This is a genomic window from Bacillus sp. FSL L8-0528 (assembly GCF_038593085.1).
Classification (GTDB): Bacteria; Bacillota; Bacilli; order Bacillales; family Bacillaceae; genus Bacillus; species Bacillus paralicheniformis.
This window is the reverse complement of sequence record NZ_CP151961.1, coordinates 2392103-2411642: the sequence shown is the minus strand read 5'-3', so window position 1 is coordinate 2411642 and position 19540 is coordinate 2392103. Positions and strand designations below refer to the sequence as shown.

The window sequence follows — 19540 nt, the reverse complement described above, 5'->3', positions numbered from 1 at the left end:
TTGGAATTCATCAATTGGCTTTCTCTGGCCCTTATCCCGTTTATCATCGCCACGATTCTGCTGTATGGCACATTCAAAAAAGTTCCGACTTATGAAGCGTTTGTTGAGGGAGGGAAGGAAGGAATCCAAATTGCGTTTTCCATTATCCCTTATTTGGTCGGTATGCTTGTAGCGATCACGGTTTTCCGGGCTTCAGGGGCGCTCGATTTTTTTATGAATCTTTTAAAGCCGGTGTTTTCCGCCGTGGGAATTCCGACGGAAGTGGTTCCGCTGGCTCTGATCCGGCCGATTTCGGGAACGGCGGCGCTCGGCATGACGACCGATTTAATCGCAGTTTACGGACCCGATTCGTTCATCGGCCGGCTGGCCTCTGTCATGCAGGGATCGACAGACACGACGCTGTATGTTTTGACCGTCTATTTCGGCGCGGTCGGAATCAAGAAAATGGGGGACGCTTTAAAAGTGGGACTGCTTGCTGATTTAGCGGGGATTATCGCGTCTGTGATTATTGTAACATTGCTGTTTGGAAGCGCCTGATCAACAGGCGCTTTTTTGCTTTTCTGCCAAAACTGTTTTACTTTTGACGTGAGAAAGGATACATTTAAGGGCGGAGTGCTTCTTTCCTAAGGAAGAAGGCGCCCGCAAACTTGTTTGTTGGTCTGGAAAAAAGTAAGATAATACATGAGGTGAAAGATATGGAACGACTTCAAAAAGTAATCGCCCACGCCGGTATTGCATCGAGGCGGAAGGCGGAGGAACTTATAAAAGAAGGGAAAGTCACGGTCAACGGTAAAACCGTCAGAGAGCTCGGCGTTAAAGTATCAAGCTCCGACCGGATTGAGGTTAACGGCGTCCAGCTTGAAAGCGAAGAACCCGTTTATTTTCTCCTGTATAAACCGAGAGGGGTTATATCAGCAGTCAAAGACGACAAAGGCCGGAAAGTTGTGACCGACTTTTTCACAGAGGTGGAGGAGCGGATCTATCCGATCGGAAGGCTTGATTATGATACGAGCGGCCTCTTATTGTTAACGAATGACGGGGACTTCGCCAATAAATTGATGCACCCGAAATACGAAATTAATAAAACGTATGTGGCAAAGCTGAAAGGCATTCCTTTAAAGGAGAGTTTAAAAAAACTTGAGCGGGGCGTACGCCTTGAGGAAGGAAAGACAGCTCCGGCAAAAGTGAAGCTTTTGTCACTCGATAAGAAAAAGCAGACAAGCATCGTCCAAATCACGATCCATGAGGGGCGAAACCGCCAGGTCAGGAGAATGTTTGAAGCCATCGGGCACGAAGTGCTCAAGCTGAAAAGGGAAGAGTACGCTTTTTTGAACCTGGCGGGCTTGAAAACCGGGGAAAAAAGAGAGCTCACGCCTCATGAAGTGAAAAGGCTCAGGGCATTGGCCGAACACGGTAAAGCTGCTTTTTAAATTTTCACACAACCTTCAAAAAAGGCAAATGGCAGGCAGTCATGAGATGATATAATGATACTGAATGTCTAAATGAGGGGGCGGATTATGAAAAAAAAGCGTTTTTACATTCGGACAGGCATCCTCCTTGTGCTGCTTGCGGCGCTTGGCTACACGCTGTACAGCGCCGTGTTTCAAAAGACGGAGAGTGTGGCGGTGGGGGAAAAAGCTCCCAATTTTTCGCTGGAGGATGTTGACGGCAACCGTCTCAAACTGGACGAGCTAAAAGGCAAAGGGGTATTTTTAAACTTTTGGGGAACATGGTGCGAACCATGCAAAAGAGAATTTCCTTATATGGCGAATCAATATAAAGTGTTTAAGGATAAAGGGGTTGAAATCGTCGCCGTCAATGTCGGCGAATCAAACCTTGCCGTCCGAAACTTTATGAAAGACTACGGCGTCAATTTTCCGGTTGTGCTTGATAAAGACAGGCAGGTTCTGAACGCATACGATGTCACACCGCTGCCGACCACGTTTCTGATCAACCCTGACGGAGAGATTGTCAAAGTCGTGTCTGGCACGATGACAGAACGGATGATCCATGATTATATGAATATGATCAAACCAGAGGGATCGTCATGATGAAAGAAATCAAATGCGAATGCGGCCACGTGAATCCGACGGGTACCGTTTTGTGTGAATCGTGCGGAAAGCCGCTCGTCAAACAGGATGCCAAACTCCTTGACATGCGGTATGACGGAAGTGCGAGACGCTCTCAAACATATAACAAAACAATCGTAGATAAAATATGGAATTTCTTTTCGTCTGTAAAGGTCGGCGTCTGGCTGATCGTCATTACGCTGACAGCATCTGCTTTTGGAACGATTTTCCCGCAGGAAATGTTCCTGCCGCCGGGTGCGCAGGCTGATACATACTACAGCGAACAATACGGGCTTCTCGGACAAATCTATTATGCTCTCGGTTTTCACAATCTTTACGGTTCATGGTGGTTTATTATTCTGGTTGCCTCAATCGGCATATCGCTTGTGATCTGCAGCCTTGACCGGGTCGTTCCTTTGTACAGGGCGCTGAAAAATCAGGGCGTCACGCGAAATCCGAACTTTATGGAGAGGCAGCGCCTTTTCAGCCGGACGGAAGCGGACATGTCTGAAGACACAAGATCACAAATCGTCGGTAAACTGAAGAAAAAACGATACCGCGTCAAGGAAGAAAACGGAAACCTGTTTGCGGAAAAAGGCCGTTTTTCAAGGTGGGGCCCATATGTGAACCATATCGGGCTGATCATATTCCTCATCGGTGTCATGCTCAGATTTGTTCCGGGCATGTATGTCGACGAAACCCTTTGGATCAGGGAAGGGGAGACCGTGCCCATCCCGGGAACTGACGGCCATTACTACTTGAAAAACAACCGGTTTACAAAAGAAATGTACGACAGTGAAAAAGAAAAAGAAGTATTTTCAGAGGCGATTACTAAAGCGGGTGACGGTACTGTCGCAAAAACATATCAAACCGATGTTGAACTGTATGAAAGAAAAAATGACAGCCTGCCGGGCGAAGCGCCTGAATTGAAGAAAGTGAAAAACGGCAAGATCAAGGTCAATGACCCGTTGAAATTCGGTTCATATGCACTCTATCAGCTGACATACAAGGAAGGCGAGCTCGACAAAATGGTGTTTCAGCTGATTGAAAAAGACAGCGGGAAATCCTTCGGCAAAGTGGCAATCGACCTCTTGGAGCCGAAACCGGAATATGATCTTGGTAACGGTTACAAAGTTCATATAGCAAGCTACCTGCCGGACTTTTATTTTAACAAAGACGGGGAACCGAGCACGAAAACGAGGAATCCGAACAATCCGGCATTTGTATTCCAGATCACCGCACCGGATAAGCCTAAAGGAGAAAAAAGTTTCGTGGCGATTCAGGAAACAATCGAAGGTTCTGACGACAATAAATACAAAATGAAGTTTGACCATGTCGAAACGAAGAATCTCTCAGGCCTCACAATTAGAAAAGATTTGACTTTGTGGGTGCTCATTGTCGGCGGTGCCATCTTTATGATCGGCGTCATTCAGGGGATGTACTGGCACCATAGAAGGATCTGGCTCAGAACGCTGGACGGGCATGTGCTCGTCGCCGGACATACGAACAAAAACTGGTACGGGCTGAAGCAGGACTTGAAGGCCGCGCTCGCGGATACGGGGATATCCGAACCGGCCGATCAAAAAGAACTGTCAAAGGAAAAAAAATAAACGGCCAGCATAGGGAGGGGTTTTCATGGCAGAGTTAAGCGGCAATTTATTGTACGCGGCATTTCTCTTGTATCTCTCAGCGGTCTTCTTTTTTGGCGGCTCCATCAGGAGCAAGGCTTCAGACCGGAAGAAGAAGAACCGCTGGGCATCGATCGCAGTGTTGATCACGATCATCGGATTTGTATGCCAGTTTGGATATTTTATTGCGAGATGGATCGTTTCCGGACACGCGCCGGTCAGCAATCTCTTTGAATTTACAACTGCTTTCAGCATGATGCTCGTCCTGGCGTTCATCATCATCTACTTTATTTACAAGCTGTCCGCATTGGGACTGTTTACGCTTCCCGTTGTCCTGCTTTTGATCGCATATGCCAGCATGTTTCCGACCGATATCACACCGCTGATTCCGTCGCTTCAAAGCAACTGGCTGTATATTCATGTCACGACTGCAGCCCTCGGGCAGGCGATTCTCGCCATCAGCTTTGTCGCCGGCGTGATCTTTCTGCTCAAGCATGTGGATCATTCAAAGCCGGGCAAAAAAACGTTCTGGCTCGAATGTGTCATGTTTATGCTTGTGACAACGCTCGCGTTTATCCTTGTGACGACCTCATTCCGCATTGGGGGCTATGAGGCGCAGTTTAAGTGGATTGATAAAGACAACCAGGAAGACGTCATGATTTACGAGCTTCCCGCTCTTATCGGCCCGAATAAAGGAGAACTTTTAACGGAGGAGAGAATGGAGCCGCTTGTCAATGTGCCGCCCATTTTTTCAGGCCGGAAGCTGAATACCGTTCTCTGGTCGTTTGGAACCGGCGCCTTGCTTTACGGTGTCATCAGGCTGATCATCAGAAAACGCATCAGTCAGCTTCTTCAGCCGCTCGTGAAAAATGTGAACCTTGACCTTGTCGATGAAATCGGCTATCGCTCCGTTTCGATCGGCTTTCCGGTTTTTACGCTTGGCGCGCTTATTTTCGCGATGATATGGGCACAGCTGGCGTGGAGCAGATTCTGGGGCTGGGATCCGAAAGAAGTCTGGGCGCTGATTACATTTTTGTTTTATGCAGCTTATCTGCATCTCAGGCTTTCGAGAGGCTGGCACGGCGAAAAATCGGCGTGGCTCGCCGTCATCGGTTTTGCCATTATTATGTTTAATCTTATTTTTGTAAACCTTGTCATCGCCGGGCTTCACTCTTATGCATGATCCGTGCGGTGCAGGAAGGTCCGGGCTTTTCACCGGGCCTTCCGCAGCTTTTTGTTTTAAATTGAGGAAAGGCATTCTTGGCTTGGCTTACAATCGCTTTTCTAATAAAATGAATGTAAGAAGATTCAAATCAGGAGGTTTACGATGGAACAGACGAAAGAGACAAAAATATTAGTAGTAGATGATGAGGCAAGAATCAGACGACTTTTAAAAATGTACCTTGAAAGGGAAAACTACAAGATCGAAGAAGCCGAGAATGGCGATGAAGCCATCGACAAAGCCCTCGGCAACGATTACGATTTAATCCTGCTCGATTTGATGATGCCGGGAACCGACGGCATTGAAGTATGCCGCCAAGTACGCGATAAAAAAGCCACTCCGATCATCATGCTGACGGCGAAAGGCGAAGAAGCGAACCGGGTGCAGGGCTTTGAAGTCGGAACCGATGACTACATTGTGAAACCTTTCAGTCCGAGGGAAGTGGTGCTGAGAGTCAAGGCGCTCCTAAGAAGATCATCGCAAACCTCTTACCTGAATACGGATACAACGGCAAAAAATGTGCTTGTTTTTTCTCACTTATCCATTGATCACGATGCTCACAGAGTCATGGCGGACGGAACGGAAGTCAGCCTGACGCCGAAAGAATACGAACTGCTTTACTTTCTGGCCAAAACCCCTGATAAAGTATACGATCGTGAAAAGCTGCTGAAGGAAGTATGGCAATACGAGTTTTTCGGCGACTTGAGAACGGTCGATACCCATGTTAAACGTTTACGTGAAAAATTGAACAAAGTCTCGCCGAAAGCTGCGAAAAAAATCGTAACAGTATGGGGCGTCGGGTATAAATTTGAGGTCGGAAACGAATGAAGTTTTGGAAGAGCGTAGTCGGTAAACTGTGGTTTACCATACTGCTTTTGGTTTCATTTGTCTTATTTATCCTTACGTTCTTTCTGCTCGAGTTTATTGAAAACTACCATGTAGATGAAGCGGAAGCTGATTTGACAAAGCTCGCCAGCAAGGTGGCCGTCATCATGGAAAACCATAAAGACCAGGAGACAGCCAGATCGATTACATGGGAGCTTGCCGATGAACTGACGAGCATCGCCGTCATCAAAAATGAGAATGAATATTGGTATTCACCGCGGGAACATCAAAAAGTGGCTTCCATCACATTAAAAGATATTAAAAACGATCCAGATCTGAACGAAGCGCTTCGCAAGCATCAAAAAGTGCAGAAGAGGACGGTTATCTCCAATCAAAAGAACGATCAGCTGATTGTCGGCGTACCCTACGGGAAAGGCGAAGATGAAGGCATGGTGTTTCTTTCTCAATCGCTTCTTGCCGTCAAGGATACGACACAGCATACGACGAGGTATATCCTCTTTGCCGCTGCGATTGCGATTGTGTTAACGACGATTTTCGCTTTCTTCCTCTCAAGCCGGATTACCTACCCGCTCAGAAAAATGCGGCAGGGTGCCCAGGACTTGGCGAAAGGGAAGTTTGATACGAAGATTCCGATTCTGACCCAGGATGAAATCGGCGAGCTGGCGATTGCCTTTAACCAAATGGGGCGCCAGCTGAAGTTTCACATTACGGCACTCAATCAGGAAAAGGAGCATTTGTCGAATATCTTAAGCAGTATGGCCGACGGCGTGATCACCATTAATATCGACGGGACAATCCTTGTGACAAACCCTCCGGCTGAACGCTTTTTACAGGCTTGGTATTATGAGCAGAACATGAATGTAAAAGAAGGCCATGAACTGCCTCCCGAAGCGCGAGAGCTTTTTCAAAACACCGTCAGCACGGAGAAAGAGCAGATGATTGAAATGACCCTGCAAGGCAGAACATGGGTGCTGCTCATGAGTCCGCTGTACAATCAGTCCCATGTACGCGGAGCGGTTGCCGTGTTGAGGGATATGACGGAGGAAAGACGGCTTGATAAGCTGAGAAAAGATTTTATCGCCAATGTCAGCCATGAGCTGAGAACACCGATTTCGATGCTTCAAGGGTACAGTGAAGCGATCGTTGACGACATCGCAAGCTCTGAGGAAGAAAAAAAGGAAATCGCCCAGGTCATCTATGACGAGTCTTTAAGAATGGGAAGGCTTGTGAATGATTTGCTGGACCTTGCCAGAATGGAGGCGGGGCATATTTCCTTAAACGTTGAACCGGTGGAGCTCCGCGAGTTTTTTGAGAGAGTGTTCAGAAAGTTTTACGGAGTGGCCGGGGACAAAAATATTACGCTTTCTCACAATCTTGATCTGCATGAAGCAAAATTTGTGTTTGATCCGGACAAAATGGAGCAGGTTTTAACCAACCTGATTGACAACGCGATCCGCCATACAAATGCCGGGGGCACCGTTCATGTCGATGTGCAGTCTGCTGAAAGCGGGCTGAAGATTGCCGTGAAAGACTCCGGCAGCGGGATTCCCGAAGAGGATCTGCCGTTTATTTTTGAACGCTTTTATAAGGCCGATAAAGCAAGGACGAGAGGAAAAGGCGGGACTGGCCTCGGGCTTGCGATCGTCAAAAACATCGTCGATGCACACAACGGATCGATCACCGTCCACAGCATGCTGAACGAAGGTACTTCCTTCACGTTCTACATTCCAAGAAATAAGCAGGATGATGGCCAAATTTGACGAAGAATCTTGTTCCATACGAAACAAAGAGCACCTGTTCATACAGAACAGGTGCTCAGTTATTTGAGGGCAAAATGTATCCAATTTGTAAAATTTCTGTATATCCTTAAACGTTTATGCCTTTGTAGCCGATGAAAGAGTGAGAATTTCAGGAAGACAGATGAGCGTCTAAGAGGAGATGAAAGAAGAATTTAGGACAACCGCAAACTTTATCATAGTGAAAACCGCATATGGAAATGGCCGCTCCCGTTCTGGTAATCTATACAAGGCGGTTCGCTTTTTACTGCACACACTAAAGTCCGCCAGCCATTCCCAATAAGAGTGGGATGACTGAAGGGCTGTCAAATGAAGACTTTGGTTTGGATTTATGTATAATCTCTATAGAAGGATGCGAGAAACAAAAGAGATTTTTTAGATAAAATAAGCATGAAACAGGGAATGAGTGATGACTGATGGAAAAAACAAAAATACTGATTATTGAAGATGATGAAGCAATTGCTGATTTGCTTTCATACGGGCTGACGTCCGAAGGCTTTGAAACGTGCACGGTCAATAACGGTTCTTCAGGAATGAGGAAACTAGATCAGTTCAAACCTGACCTTCTGCTCCTCGATTGGATGCTGCCGGACTGCAGCGGATTGGATATTTGCAAAAAAGTGACCGAAAGCTGTAATATTCCAATACTGATGATTACCGCAAAATCAGATATCACGGATAAAATACTGGGGTTGGAATTCGGGGCCGATGACTATATTACAAAGCCGTTTGATCTGCGCGAAGTTGTCGCGAGAATACGCACGATCCTTCGGCGTCTGGAACAAGCCCATCATGTGAACGAACGGGAAACGGAAAAAGTGGATGAGATCCGGTTTAAAAATATTGTGATCGTTCCGGGCGAAAGACTGGTGAAAAAAGACGGGGCAGCCGTCGAATTAACTCCAAAAGAATATGATCTGCTAATGACTTTGGTTGACCATCGGGGAAAAGTTTTTACCCGTTCAGAGCTTTTGGAATTCATCTGGGGATACGATTTTTTCGGTGACACCCGTACAGTCGATACCCATATTCAAAGACTCCGCAAAAAGCTTGATGCAAGCGACTTGATTAAAACAGTGTTCGGCATCGGATATAAATTCGAGAAGCAGGAGGAGTAGAGAGTGTTACGGACCATCAAGGGCAAGTTTATTGTTGGCTTTTTTCTGATTTTTTCTCTCTCTTTCCTTGTGCTCAATCACACGGTTAAGAACGTCATTTGGTCGAGTAACGAAAAAATTGTAACATCGGATTTAGTCGAACTGAAAAAAAACAGTACCGTCTATGTAAACCAAGCATTTTTAATCAATCACTATAAAAACAATGAACTTTATTTCGGTGATATGGCCGATGAAATGGTAGATAATTTAAATCACTCCACAGGAAGCAATGTCGGTGTTTATACAGTAGATGGCGCATTGTTGTCTTCTTCTGATCAGAAGGTGTTTTCCAGAGGGAGTGATGAAGATCTTCAACAGGCGATCAAAGGAAAGACTGCCTATCATATCACCTATAACCGGAATAAAGCAAAAGTGTTTTTCTCATATCCGGTTGTCATTGAAGGCACAAAAGTAGGCATATTACGCTTTTCGAAAAATTTCGACCTGCTGTATAAGCAGAGCGGAGAGATTCTGGATATTGTTTTTTATATCGCGCTTGCAATATTTGTGGCGGCGTTCCTTTTCTCCTATATCCTGTCCAGACATATCACGATTCCGCTCGTCAAGCTGACAGATGCCACCTCACAAGTCAAGAAGGGTAAGCTGGATATGGATATCCACTTTAATAGAAAAGATGAGATTGGCCAGCTTGCCGTCAACTTTAACGATATGATCAGCAGGATTCGGGAACAAATTTTAACCATCGAAAGGGATCGCGACCGTCTAAAAGAACTTAACGAACAAGAAAAACGGTTTTTTGATAATATGACGCATGAGCTGAAAACACCTCTGACTTCCATCCAAGGATATGCTGAGATCATAAAAGATAAAGGGGAAGCGGACCGGAAATTTTTTGATAAAGGAATGAACCACATTGTCGAAGAAAGCCGGCGCCTGCATAATTTGGTGATCAAGCTTCTTGAAGTATCCCGGGAAACGTCCAAGAGTGCTCAATTTGACAGGATCGACGCAGGCGAAATTTTAAAAGATGTTTGCGAGTCGATGAAATTTCGGGCAGAACGGTATAAGAAAAGGATCACCTGTGACATTGAAGATGGCCTGTACGTTCTTGGTGAGGTGAGCAGGCTGCGCCAGCTTTTTATCAATCTGCTGGACAACGCCATCAAATACAGCTTATCTCATTCGGAAATCATCATTAAGGCCGAAATCGTTGGAGAAAACATTCTTTTTACATTCAAGAATCCAAGCGATCCATTGGAAAATGACCAACACACCAAAATGTTCCAACCTTTTTATTCAGTCAATCAGAAGATTAAGGAAGAAGGAAGTGTAGGTTTGGGATTAAGCATTGTGAAAACAATTGTTGACGAACACGGAGGAACAATCGAGATGTTCTACAAAGAAAACCACACAGTGATTCAAGTTGAATTAGCTTACGCAAAGGTTGAGAAATGATGAAAAACAAACCGTTTATTATATGGGCAGGAGTGCTGCTGTTTCTGATCATTATCGTGTCCAGTTATAATGTCGGAAAAAGATCGGAAACGATTATTATCCCAAGCGGGGAAGAAAATCATATCTATGACCAGAAGACCCGCCCTTTTCAAGTCAATACGATCTATCGTCTTCCAAAAGTCGGGCAGCTGCTCGGGTGGTCTTCACCGGATTCCGTTGTCGGTTTTTTCAAGGGAGAAGGGACATCCGAACGTACAGCGCACAGTCTTCAGCGCCTTTCCTCCCCCTATGAAAAAGCTGAAATCGTAAAAGGCATTGAAAGCAACACGTCCAACCTAAAAATGTCTCCAGACGGAAAGCGTATCGCCGGAGTCACTTTGTCATTAAGTAAGGCATCAATGCAGCTGTTTTCGCCGGCGAGCGGGAAAAAAACAGAAATCGCCAGCACCTCCGCCAGCAATGAGGTCTATGTCCAAGATGTTTCATGGTCAAATAATAGCAGATACGTTTGCTATCTTGTTTTAGATGTCGGGCAGGGGGATGAGACCGGCCTTCGTGTTTATGATACGGCTTCCGGAACGCTTAAAACGTATTCATTGAATGATTTTGCGGAGAAGGATTCGCTTACCGGAGTTAACATCTCCGATAATGGACGAGATTTGCTGTTTACCGTGTTGCAGCGTTCCGACGAGTACGGGATCAGAATGGGAACCATTGACGGCAGCCGCATTAAAATCGAGGACAAGCGTCTGGACAGCCGCGGCGGGCCTGTTTGGTTAAACAATGATCAATTTGTATTCCTGGACACCGGGGAAACCCTGTGCGAATATGATCGCAGAAACGGAGAGCTTTCTGCTCTGCTCGATAAAGTAACTGTTTTTAAATTCTCAAACGACTTTAAGAAAATCGCTTACTCTTTAAAGGATGAAGACAATATCTATGCAGGTAAGCTTCAGGGGAAAAATATCCTCTATGAAGAACCGATATACCACGGCACCATCCCTTCGGAAATATTTTGGAGTCCGGACGGCAACAGCCTGCTTGTTAACGCTCAATACCAGTACCCTGCCATGGAGAGTGCATCCGTGCGATTTTTAGAAGAGCAAGCTTATATCATCACATTTAAATAATTGTTCGTTCTCCACTTTAATATCAGGCAAAAAAACCTTATTTCGGCATTTAACCGAAATAAGGTTTTTCTTTTGTAAAGACTTCTTTCACTTTTTTTGCAGGGTAATTAGCCTGATTATCATTCCTCAAAAAATGATGTTTTTCTTCTTTTTGTGACATTTTGTTTACAAGTTGGTCGAACTTCTGCGATATCTTCCTCTTATATTTAAAGAGCATCCTTCTTATAGAACTTTGTCTTCAAAAATAGCAGCTTAAAAAATTGTCACTTGTGAGTGACGAGTTTAAAAGAAACCTAGTGATTGTTAATTAAAGTCTAAGGAGTTGGAAAAAGTGTCAAATTCACCAAAAGAAGATCATAAATTGAGCGCACTAGGAAAATTAGTGCTAGGTATGTTGATTGTATTCGGTGTGACTTTGTTATGCATTTCTTGGAATGCGCTTGCCGGCCCAAAGCAGGAACCGATAAAAGAAAATTCCGCGGCTTCAGCATCGGTGCCGGGAGGCAAACATAAAGCAGAGAAAAAAGAAAGTAAGCAAACAGCGCCGGAAATCGGAAAGGTCGTCTATTTGTCATTTGATGACGGTCCGAATCCTGCGGCTTCAGATAAAATCTTAAGTTTGCTCGATAAGTATCATGCGAAAGCTACATTTTTCATGTTAAAACCGAATATTGAACAAAATCCCGATATTGTGAAGAAAATGGTTGAAAACGGCCATTCTGTCGGCTCTCACGGAGTGACGCATCAAGTATCGAAAATCTATAAATCTCCTGAAAGCTTCGCGGCAGAAATGAATGATACGCTTAAAGCCATCAAAGAAACGACCAACGTTGACACACATTTGATCAGATCGCCTTACGGATCAAAGCCCTATATCACCGGTCCATTTCAAGAAGTCATTAAGCGCGACCATTTTAACCTTTGGGACTGGACTGTTGATTCAGAGGACTGGAAATCTGCAAATACAAACGGTCAATTCGTGAATAATGTGATTCAGCAAGTCAATAACCTTTCCGGTGTTGAGCCGCTAGTTGTATTGATGCATGAAAAACCGACAACTGCGGCCCATTTAGAGAAACTATTGAAATACTTCCAAGAAAACGGATATGAAATGAAGCCCATTCATGATTCGATAAAACCGGTTCATTTCAGATGGAATTAAAAAATATGAGATGCATCAACAAGGAAGGGATACTATGGTAAAAATGAGAAAAGGAAAACTAAAGATGAAAAATGTGATATTGTTTGTCCTCGCGCTAGTGATAACGATCGGCAGTGTGGTGTCATACGGGATTTACCGTACAGTCGCCAAATCAATAAATGGAATGTACGAACCTCTTCATCGGGATGCCGAGCAGAAGGATACTGCTCCGCACGATCCTATATCCATTCTTTTATTGGGGATAGATGAGCGCCCCGGTGATAAAGGACGCCCGGATTCTATGATTGTAATGACTGTTAACCCGAAGACAAAGAAAACGACAATGACCAGTATTCCGCGTGATACAAGGGTGTTTATCAAATCAAAAAATAAATTTTCGAAAATGAATTCGGCTTATACGTATGGCGGAATTGAAGGAACCGTTGAAACTGTAGAACAATTTTTGAACATTCCAATCAATTATTATATCAAAATCAATATGGATGGGTTTAAAGATATAGTAGATGCGATTGGCGGAGTAACGGTGGATAATCGGATTGATTTCACCCTTGAAGGCGTGCATCTGTCAAAAGGGAAGCAGCATCTTGACGGCAAAACAGCATTGACATATGCCCGGATGAGAAAAGACGATCCCCGCGGTGATTTTGGGCGTCAAGAGCGTCAGCGTGAGATTATCAACGAAATTATTCATGAAGGTGCACAATTAAAATCATTAACAAACTATCAGGAGATTTTGGCAGCATTAGAAAAAAACATCAAAACAAACTTAACACTGGACAAGATGATCGATATTCAAAGTTCTTATAAAGAAGCTGCTAAAGATATTAAGCAGGTAGAAATTGAAGGTGAAGACAAAAAAGTTGACGGCTTATGGTATCACCTAGTGACTGACGAAAAGAGAATGGAGATTTCCAAAAAGCTTCGCCAACAATTGGACTTAAAGTCATAAACGGATTGAAATCAGTTCATTTCAGCGGATCCGCAACGCTCCGGTCAGGAGAACGAAAGCCTTGTAAGGGCACAGCTTAGTGAAAATGTGGGCTCCTATAACCTTGGCACCTGTTCATTTAGAACGGGTGCTTTTGTGCTTGTTAAGTTAAAATTAAGCTTAACTTTCGCAAAACCCCCTTTCCATTTTCATATGTTCGTAATATAGTTGTAATAGTTGTAATGTAACCTTTTAAGATTGACAAACGACAATAAATTGAACGGAGGGGTTTCAGGTGGAAGAAACCTTTCAGAAAATATATGATCAGTATCATCAGGATTTATTTCAGTTTTTATTTTATATGGTAAAAGACAAAAATCAGGCGGAAGACTTAGTTCAGGAAGTATACATCCGCGTCCTGCATTCTTACGAAACATTTGAAGGCAGGAGCAGCGAAAAAACCTGGCTTCTTTCGATTGCGCGGCACGTTGCGATCGACTGGTTCAGAAAGCAGCAGACGATCCGCCAGCGGATTTTGGGGACGTTTGACTGGGAGAAACAAGATGTAAAAGACCGCAAGCCTCTGCCTGAGGACATCGTGATGCAAAATGAAAACCTAAAGGAAATTTTCGAGGCCCTAGACAAGTGTACGCTTGACCAAAGATCAGTTATCGTCTTGCGTTTTATTCAAGGATATTCGATCAGTGAAACAGCAAAAGCCTTGAATTTTTCCGAAAGCAAGGTAAAAACCACTCAGCACCGCGGTCTGAAAGTGCTTCGTAAACAGATGGAGCTTTTGAAGGAGGATCCAAAGAATGAAGAAGTCAGAATGGAACGAAGAACGGCTGAAGGCGTTACTAAGCCAACTTCCAACGGTTAAGGATAATCGTTCGGCAAATCAGATCTATCAAAAGCTGATTCTCGCACCAAAGCGTAAATCACCGAAAAAACGGGTCGGCGCATTTGCTGCTACAGTTTTGGTTCTCTTTCTTCTGATGCTGATCACTCCCCAGTTAATCGAACAGATCAGATCTCAAAACAGCGCCGACGCCAACATTTCTTCTGACGGAAAATTGGTGCAGACGGAGGCTGATGCTGCCAAGTCTGAACCTGCAAATACGTTTGTCGTCTCACAGAATCAAAAAGACGACTATATCACCTTCGCTTTCCTTGACGAGTCCAAGTCTGTCGTTGTCCCGGTAAGCCTCGAGAAAAGCACTGGCATGACAAATCTTGAAGATGCGCTTCACGCTTACAGCCGGCTTGGAGTGGACCAGTTTACATCATTTGACACAGCTTACCTTGATAAGGTGAAGTTCAAAGAGCAGAAAAACAATAAAAAACTGAAGATTCAAGTTGATGAGAAAATACCGGAGCTATCAGTCGAAGATTTCGAACGGCTGAAAAATGTGATCAACGAAACCTTTAAATGGGGATCGTATGATTCTGTTCTGTTTATTTCCAATGATAAATCGGGTGTTGAATTTGAAACATTCGGAATGCTCGCCGATATGGCGATTATGCACCAGACGCAAAAATGCTACTATTTATATGAAAGCTCAGACGGGCGCCGGTTCCTTGCACCTTCAAGCGAATCTTACGAATCGGTGCAGGAAGCGATTAAGATGATGAAAAACGAAGAAAGCGGCACTCATTTAAAACCCATTTTATCCGATGATACGCCGATTGAAGATATTCAAAAGAATGGAAAAGAACTGATCATTCAATTTTCTTCCTCCGCGAATATTGAGAATAAACCCGAAGATGTCTTGATGGTGGAAGGCCTTCTATTGACCGCGAAAGATTTCGGCTTCACAAAAGTGAAATTTAAAAACGCATCCATAACCAAGGTCGGCGCCTATGACCTGTCGAAATCTGTACAGGTTCCGTACGCACCGAATCCGATGACGATAGAAAACTAAAAGACTCCCTGTGCGGAGTCTTTTTTTAATGTATAAATTGTATTGATTTGGAAGTATACTAAGCTGTCTCCGAATAGGGGGCAATTTTACCGAAGATGCATGTAATAGGAGGATATGGAAAACCTTGAAGAAACTCAGACATCAAAACTTCCTGTTCGCGATCGCATGGCTTTCGGGATTGGCGCTTTTCGTCAATGCCCCGGGGGCGGAAGCCTCAGAGTGGATTGAACCGATTAAAGGAGAGATCACAGATCAATTCGGTACGAGAGGCGGAAAGCATAAGGGGCTTGACATCGCTGCTCCCGAAGGGGAAGCAGTAGCGGCAGCCGCAGACGGAACGATAAGCAAATCGTATCAATCCGACTCCTACGGCCAAGTGATATTTATTAAACATGACAACGGATATGAAACCGTTTATGCCCACTTAAGCAAACGCCTGAAAAAGGAAAAGGAGCGGGTGAAAAAAGGCGAGCAAATCGGAATCATCGGCAATACGGGAATATCGACCGGAACCCACCTGCATTTTGAAATGCATCACGGTTCATGGACTGAAGATAAAAGATATGCAATCAATCCGCTGACGGTGCTTCGTGAGGAGGCGTTCCGGCAAAATTCTATCCACGTTCATCAAAACGCCGGGACAATGAGCGGTGCGGTGACCGTTCAAAAAGGGGACACGCTCTGGAGAATCAGCAAGGATAGCGGTATATCCATCGAGGAGATCATGAGAATAAACGGGTTGAAACATTCAAATCTCAAGGCCGGCCAAACACTCCGCCTTCATGACGATGAATCGAAGACCGGTACATATGTAGTGCGGAAAGGGGATACGCTTCATCATATCGCCGAAAAAATGGGCGTAACTGTACAGCGCCTCAAAGAATGGAACGATTTGAAAGGAGAGCGGATTTATCCCCGCCAGATGCTTGAGATCAGGGAGAATTCCTAAAAAAAACGGAACCTGAAAGGAATTCTTTTCAGGTTCCGCAGCTTCTGTTTAAGGAAGGTCGATGGCTTTAACAGACACGATATCCGGGATGTTTTTCAGCTCAGCTAAAATATCGTCCTCAAGGTGGCGGTCAAAGGAAAGCATCATGATCGCTTCTCCGCCTTTTTCTTTTCGGCCTACCTGCATAGTGGCGATATTGATGTCATGGTCTCCTAAAATTCGTCCGACATGGCCGATAGCCCCTGGTTTATCCTGGTGGTGAATGTAGACAAGGTGTCCAGCCGGATAAAAATCAATATCAAAGCCGTTTAAGGCAACGATGCGTCCGCCGAAGTGCGGAATGTACGTCGCTCTTAAAGAGAATGTTGTTACATCTCCCGTGACAGTCACAGAGATGCAGTTTTCATAGCCTGACTCATTGGAAGAAATTTTTTCGCTGAAGCTGATGCCGCGCTCTTTCGCAACGGTGCCGGCATTCACTTCGTTAACGGTAGCCGCGACCCTCGGCTTCAGAAATCCGGCCAAAAGGCTTTTCGTAATAAATGACGTTTCAAGTTTGGCGATGGAGCCTTCATATTGGATGGCTACATCTTGAACAGGCTCATTCATGCACTGAGACACAAGGTTTCCGATCGTATTGGCAAACTGATGATAAGGCTGGATTTTTTCGAATGAATCCTTTGTCATGGCCGGAAGGTTGATCGCGGACATCACAGGGTTTCCTTGCGCATACTGAAGGACTTCTTCGGACACTTGTGCAGCGACATTCAGCTGGGCTTCTTTTGTTGAGGCGCCTAAGTGAGGAGTCGCGACTACAAGCGGATGATCGATCAGTTTTGAATCGACCGGAGGCTCGACTTCGAATACATCCAAGGCAGCGCCAGCGACATGTCCGCTTTCCAGAGCTTCCAAAAGCGCTGCTTCATCGATGATGCCGCCTCTTGCACAGTTAACGAGACGAACGCCTTTTTTCGTTTTTGCGATGGTTTCTTTGTTCAAAAGTCCCTTCGTTTCTTTCGTGAGCGGGGTATGAACCGTAATGATGTCGGCGCATGCCAGAACTTCTTCAAAGCTGTTCGCGTTAACGCCGAGCTTGCTTGCCCTTTCTTGGGTCAGGAACGGGTCAAATACATGAACGGTCATACCGAATGCTTTTGCGCGGCTCGCGATTTCGCTTCCGATGCGGCCCATTCCGATGATGCCGAGCGTTTTTCCGTAAAGCTCTGAACCGACGTAAGCCGAACGATTCCACTCCCTTGATTTCACGGAGATGTTTGCCTGCGGAATATGTCTCATTAACGCTGAAAACATTGCAAAGGTATGTTCAGCGGTTGAAATTGTATTCCCGTTTGGCGCGTTTACGACGATAACACCGTGTTTTGTCGCCTCGTCAATATCGATATTGTCGACGCCGACACCTGCTCTGGCGACGATTTTCAGCGAAGTCATCTTTTTAAACAGCTCTTCGGTTACCTTCGTGGCGCTCCGCACCAAGAGCGCGTCAAACGTATGAAGCTCGTCTTCCGCTTCCGCAACATTCTTTTCTACAATTTCAATAAAATCTGCTTCCATTAATGGTTTGAGGCCGTCGCTGGACATTTTATCTGAGACCAATACTCGAAACATGTAAGATTTCCTCCTAAATAAGCGTCATAAATATCTGATAATTTACCATATTCCATAAAGAGTGTCAATGAGTTTCACGCGGAAAGACGAAAATTAAAAATGAAATAACTGTGAATGTGCGGTTTTTAGTGTGCGGAAAAAGTGAGTTTACCGAAATATCGTGCAGGATGTCCCAAAACAGCGCAATAAGCTTTGCACCTGTACATTTTTTCACAATTAATTTATAATAATATCAGTATTAAAAATAAATAAGATCAATCTTCGGGGCAGGGTGAAATTCCCTACCGGCGGTGATGAGCAAACGCTCTAAGCCCGCGAGCCTTTTTATGGGCAGGATTCGGTGCGATTCCGAAGCCGACAGTATAGTCTGGATGGGAGAAGATGGAGGTTCCGCGCGTTTTGAAATGAACATTTTCAAACGTTTATTTGACCTGTCTGTAAAACAGCCCCGCTTTTTCAATAAAGCGGGTTTTTTGTTTAGGACAGGGGAAAGAACCATTCCTCTTTTCGTGAGATGTGATCGAAAAGGAGAGAGTGACAAAATGAAACACAACAAGGTGAGACGTCTCGTCTCTATCAGCATGCTGAGCAGCATCGCATTTATTTTAATGATGCTGAGCTTTCCGATCCTGGGGGCATTCCCGTATTTAAAAATCGATTTCAGTGATATCCCGGCATTGCTCGCTGTTATTTTGTACGGTCCGGGAGCCGGGATTGCCGTTGAAGCGATCAAAAACGTGCTGAATTACTTTATTGCAGGAAGCGCCTCGGGCGTTCCGATTGATCAGGCGGCTAACTTCATTGCCGGAACATTGTTTATCCTGCCGGCAGCTGTACTGCTGAAAAAATCAAGTTCTGCCAAAGGGTTTGTCACAGCTCTTTTCGCAGGGACGCTTGTGATGGCCGTTTCGATGAGCATTTTAAATTATCTGCTGTTTCTGCCTGCCTACACTTGGTTTTTAAATGCTCCAGCGCTGACTGGAGAGGCGCTCAAGACAACAGTTCTGGCCGGAATCCTGCCTTTTAATTTCATTAAAGGCATCGCTGTGGCCCTCGTGTCCACGCCGATTTTCCTTTCGCTGAAACCGCGGCTGAAGGAAAACGTCCGCATGGCCAAATAAATAAACATGACAATATCGGGTGCATGTTCCCGGATATTGTCAGCTGCAGAAGAAGCCGGATGTCTTTAGCCGGCTTCTTTTTGCTTGTTGGTAAAGCCGTGCTTATCTCATAAAAAAACATCCGGCACTTTGTGCACCGGATGTTTTTTGGCTTTATTCGTGTTTAAGCGGGTCGCCTTCGAACGGCTCATCCGCAACTTTGATCGAATCTGTAGGACAGCCTTCAAACGCGTCCATCATGTCTTCTTCTAAGACGTCAGGGACTTCGACGACACCCTGATTGTCGTCAAGGGTGACAAATGCGATTCCCTCATCGTCGTAATCATAAATATCAGGAGCCGCAGCACCACAAGCTCCGCATGCGATGCACGTATCTTTGTCTACAATTGTATATTTTGGCATGAATAAAAAACCTCCCAGATTGTTCTTCGTTGGAACAAATGGTTTAACCCTCTATCTATCCGATATGAAACCTATTCCCATTCCTTATTGTAATGGTGTTAATCTTACATTTCAACTCAAAAATATTGAGAATGCTTATCACACAAGGGTTCTACTGCTAACATAC

The 19540-nt window shown here is 44.9% G+C and carries 18 protein-coding genes and 1 riboswitch; of the genes, 16 read left to right on the top strand and 2 right to left on the bottom strand.

What is annotated here, in order from left to right; genetic code table 11:
• The 15 genes from MHI30_RS12195 (at window position 1) to MHI30_RS12125 (ending at window position 16225) form a co-directional block, all read left to right on the top strand.
• Window positions 1-537, top strand: a complete 537-nt coding sequence (locus MHI30_RS12195) for a spore maturation protein (protein ID WP_023857485.1) — start codon at window positions 1-3, stop codon at window positions 535-537.
• Window positions 538-695: 158 nt separating this feature from the next.
• Complete coding sequence (rluB, locus tag MHI30_RS12190; RefSeq protein ID WP_075754119.1) at window positions 696-1430, top strand: 23S rRNA pseudouridine(2605) synthase RluB; 735 nt, start codon at window positions 696-698, stop codon at window positions 1428-1430.
• Window positions 1431-1514: 84 nt separating this feature from the next.
• Complete coding sequence (locus tag MHI30_RS12185; RefSeq protein ID WP_142238635.1) at window positions 1515-2051, top strand: thiol-disulfide oxidoreductase ResA; 537 nt, start codon at window positions 1515-1517, stop codon at window positions 2049-2051.
• Window positions 2051-3679, top strand: coding sequence for a cytochrome c biogenesis protein ResB (locus MHI30_RS12180; protein ID WP_075754384.1), 1629 nt, complete (start codon window positions 2051-2053; stop codon window positions 3677-3679). The genes MHI30_RS12185 and MHI30_RS12180 overlap by 1 nt, the downstream gene beginning before the upstream one ends.
• Before the next feature lie 25 nt (window positions 3680-3704).
• The gene (gene ccsB / locus MHI30_RS12175) at window positions 3705-4880 is read left to right on the top strand and encodes a c-type cytochrome biogenesis protein CcsB (RefSeq protein WP_003183086.1); all 1176 of its coding nucleotides are present in this window, start codon (window positions 3705-3707) and stop codon (window positions 4878-4880) included.
• 144 nt (window positions 4881-5024) lie between these two features.
• Window positions 5025-5747 carry a response regulator transcription factor gene (locus MHI30_RS12170; RefSeq protein WP_003183084.1) on the top strand — a complete coding sequence of 241 codons (723 nt, stop codon included), beginning with the start codon at window positions 5025-5027 and terminating at the stop codon, window positions 5745-5747.
• A complete protein-coding gene (locus tag MHI30_RS12165; RefSeq protein WP_003183082.1) occupies window positions 5744-7525 on the top strand; it encodes an ATP-binding protein in 1782 nt (593 codons plus the stop codon). The genes MHI30_RS12170 and MHI30_RS12165 overlap by 4 nt, the downstream gene beginning before the upstream one ends.
• Before the next feature lie 452 nt (window positions 7526-7977).
• Window positions 7978-8679: a response regulator transcription factor gene (locus MHI30_RS12160; protein ID WP_003183080.1), complete on the top strand. Its 702-nt coding sequence runs from the start codon at window positions 7978-7980 to the stop codon at window positions 8677-8679.
• A gap of 3 nt (window positions 8680-8682) precedes the next feature.
• Window positions 8683-10134, top strand: coding sequence for a HAMP domain-containing sensor histidine kinase (locus MHI30_RS12155; protein ID WP_003183078.1), 1452 nt, complete (start codon window positions 8683-8685; stop codon window positions 10132-10134).
• Window positions 10131-11264, top strand: coding sequence for a WD40 repeat domain-containing protein (locus MHI30_RS12150; RefSeq protein ID WP_016885961.1), 1134 nt, complete (start codon window positions 10131-10133; stop codon window positions 11262-11264). The genes MHI30_RS12155 and MHI30_RS12150 overlap by 4 nt, the downstream gene beginning before the upstream one ends.
• Before the next feature lie 331 nt (window positions 11265-11595).
• Complete coding sequence (locus MHI30_RS12145) at window positions 11596-12426, top strand: polysaccharide deacetylase family protein (RefSeq protein ID WP_003183075.1); 831 nt, start codon at window positions 11596-11598, stop codon at window positions 12424-12426.
• A gap of 34 nt (window positions 12427-12460) precedes the next feature.
• A complete protein-coding gene (locus MHI30_RS12140; protein ID WP_003183074.1) occupies window positions 12461-13375 on the top strand; it encodes an LCP family protein in 915 nt (304 codons plus the stop codon).
• A gap of 274 nt (window positions 13376-13649) precedes the next feature.
• Entirely contained in the window at window positions 13650-14234 is a 585-nt protein-coding gene (sigX, locus tag MHI30_RS12135) for an RNA polymerase sigma factor SigX (RefSeq protein ID WP_003183073.1), read from the top strand.
• Complete coding sequence (locus MHI30_RS12130; protein WP_009327984.1) at window positions 14170-15276, top strand: GerMN domain-containing protein; 1107 nt, start codon at window positions 14170-14172, stop codon at window positions 15274-15276. The genes sigX and MHI30_RS12130 overlap by 65 nt, the downstream gene beginning before the upstream one ends.
• 124 nt (window positions 15277-15400) lie before the next feature.
• A complete protein-coding gene (locus tag MHI30_RS12125) occupies window positions 15401-16225 on the top strand; it encodes a M23 family metallopeptidase (protein ID WP_003183070.1) in 825 nt (274 codons plus the stop codon).
• Window positions 16226-16273: 48 nt separating this feature from the next.
• On the opposite strand, the gene serA is transcribed toward MHI30_RS12125, so the two are convergent.
• Complete coding sequence (serA, locus tag MHI30_RS12120) at window positions 16274-17851, bottom strand: phosphoglycerate dehydrogenase (protein ID WP_009327988.1); 1578 nt, start codon at window positions 17849-17851, stop codon at window positions 16274-16276.
• Between the two features lie 253 nt (window positions 17852-18104).
• A riboswitch (FMN riboswitch) is annotated at window positions 18105-18238 on the top strand.
• Window positions 18239-18393: 155 nt separating this feature from the next.
• On the opposite strand from serA, the gene MHI30_RS12115 reads away from it, so the two are divergent.
• On the top strand, window positions 18394-18972 hold the full coding sequence (locus MHI30_RS12115; protein ID WP_003183066.1) for an ECF transporter S component: 579 nt from the start codon (window positions 18394-18396) through the stop codon (window positions 18970-18972).
• A gap of 153 nt (window positions 18973-19125) precedes the next feature.
• On the opposite strand, the gene MHI30_RS12110 is transcribed toward MHI30_RS12115, so the two are convergent.
• Window positions 19126-19374, bottom strand: a complete 249-nt coding sequence (locus MHI30_RS12110; protein WP_003183064.1) for a ferredoxin — start codon at window positions 19372-19374, stop codon at window positions 19126-19128.
• Window positions 19375-19540: the final 166 nt, after the last annotated feature.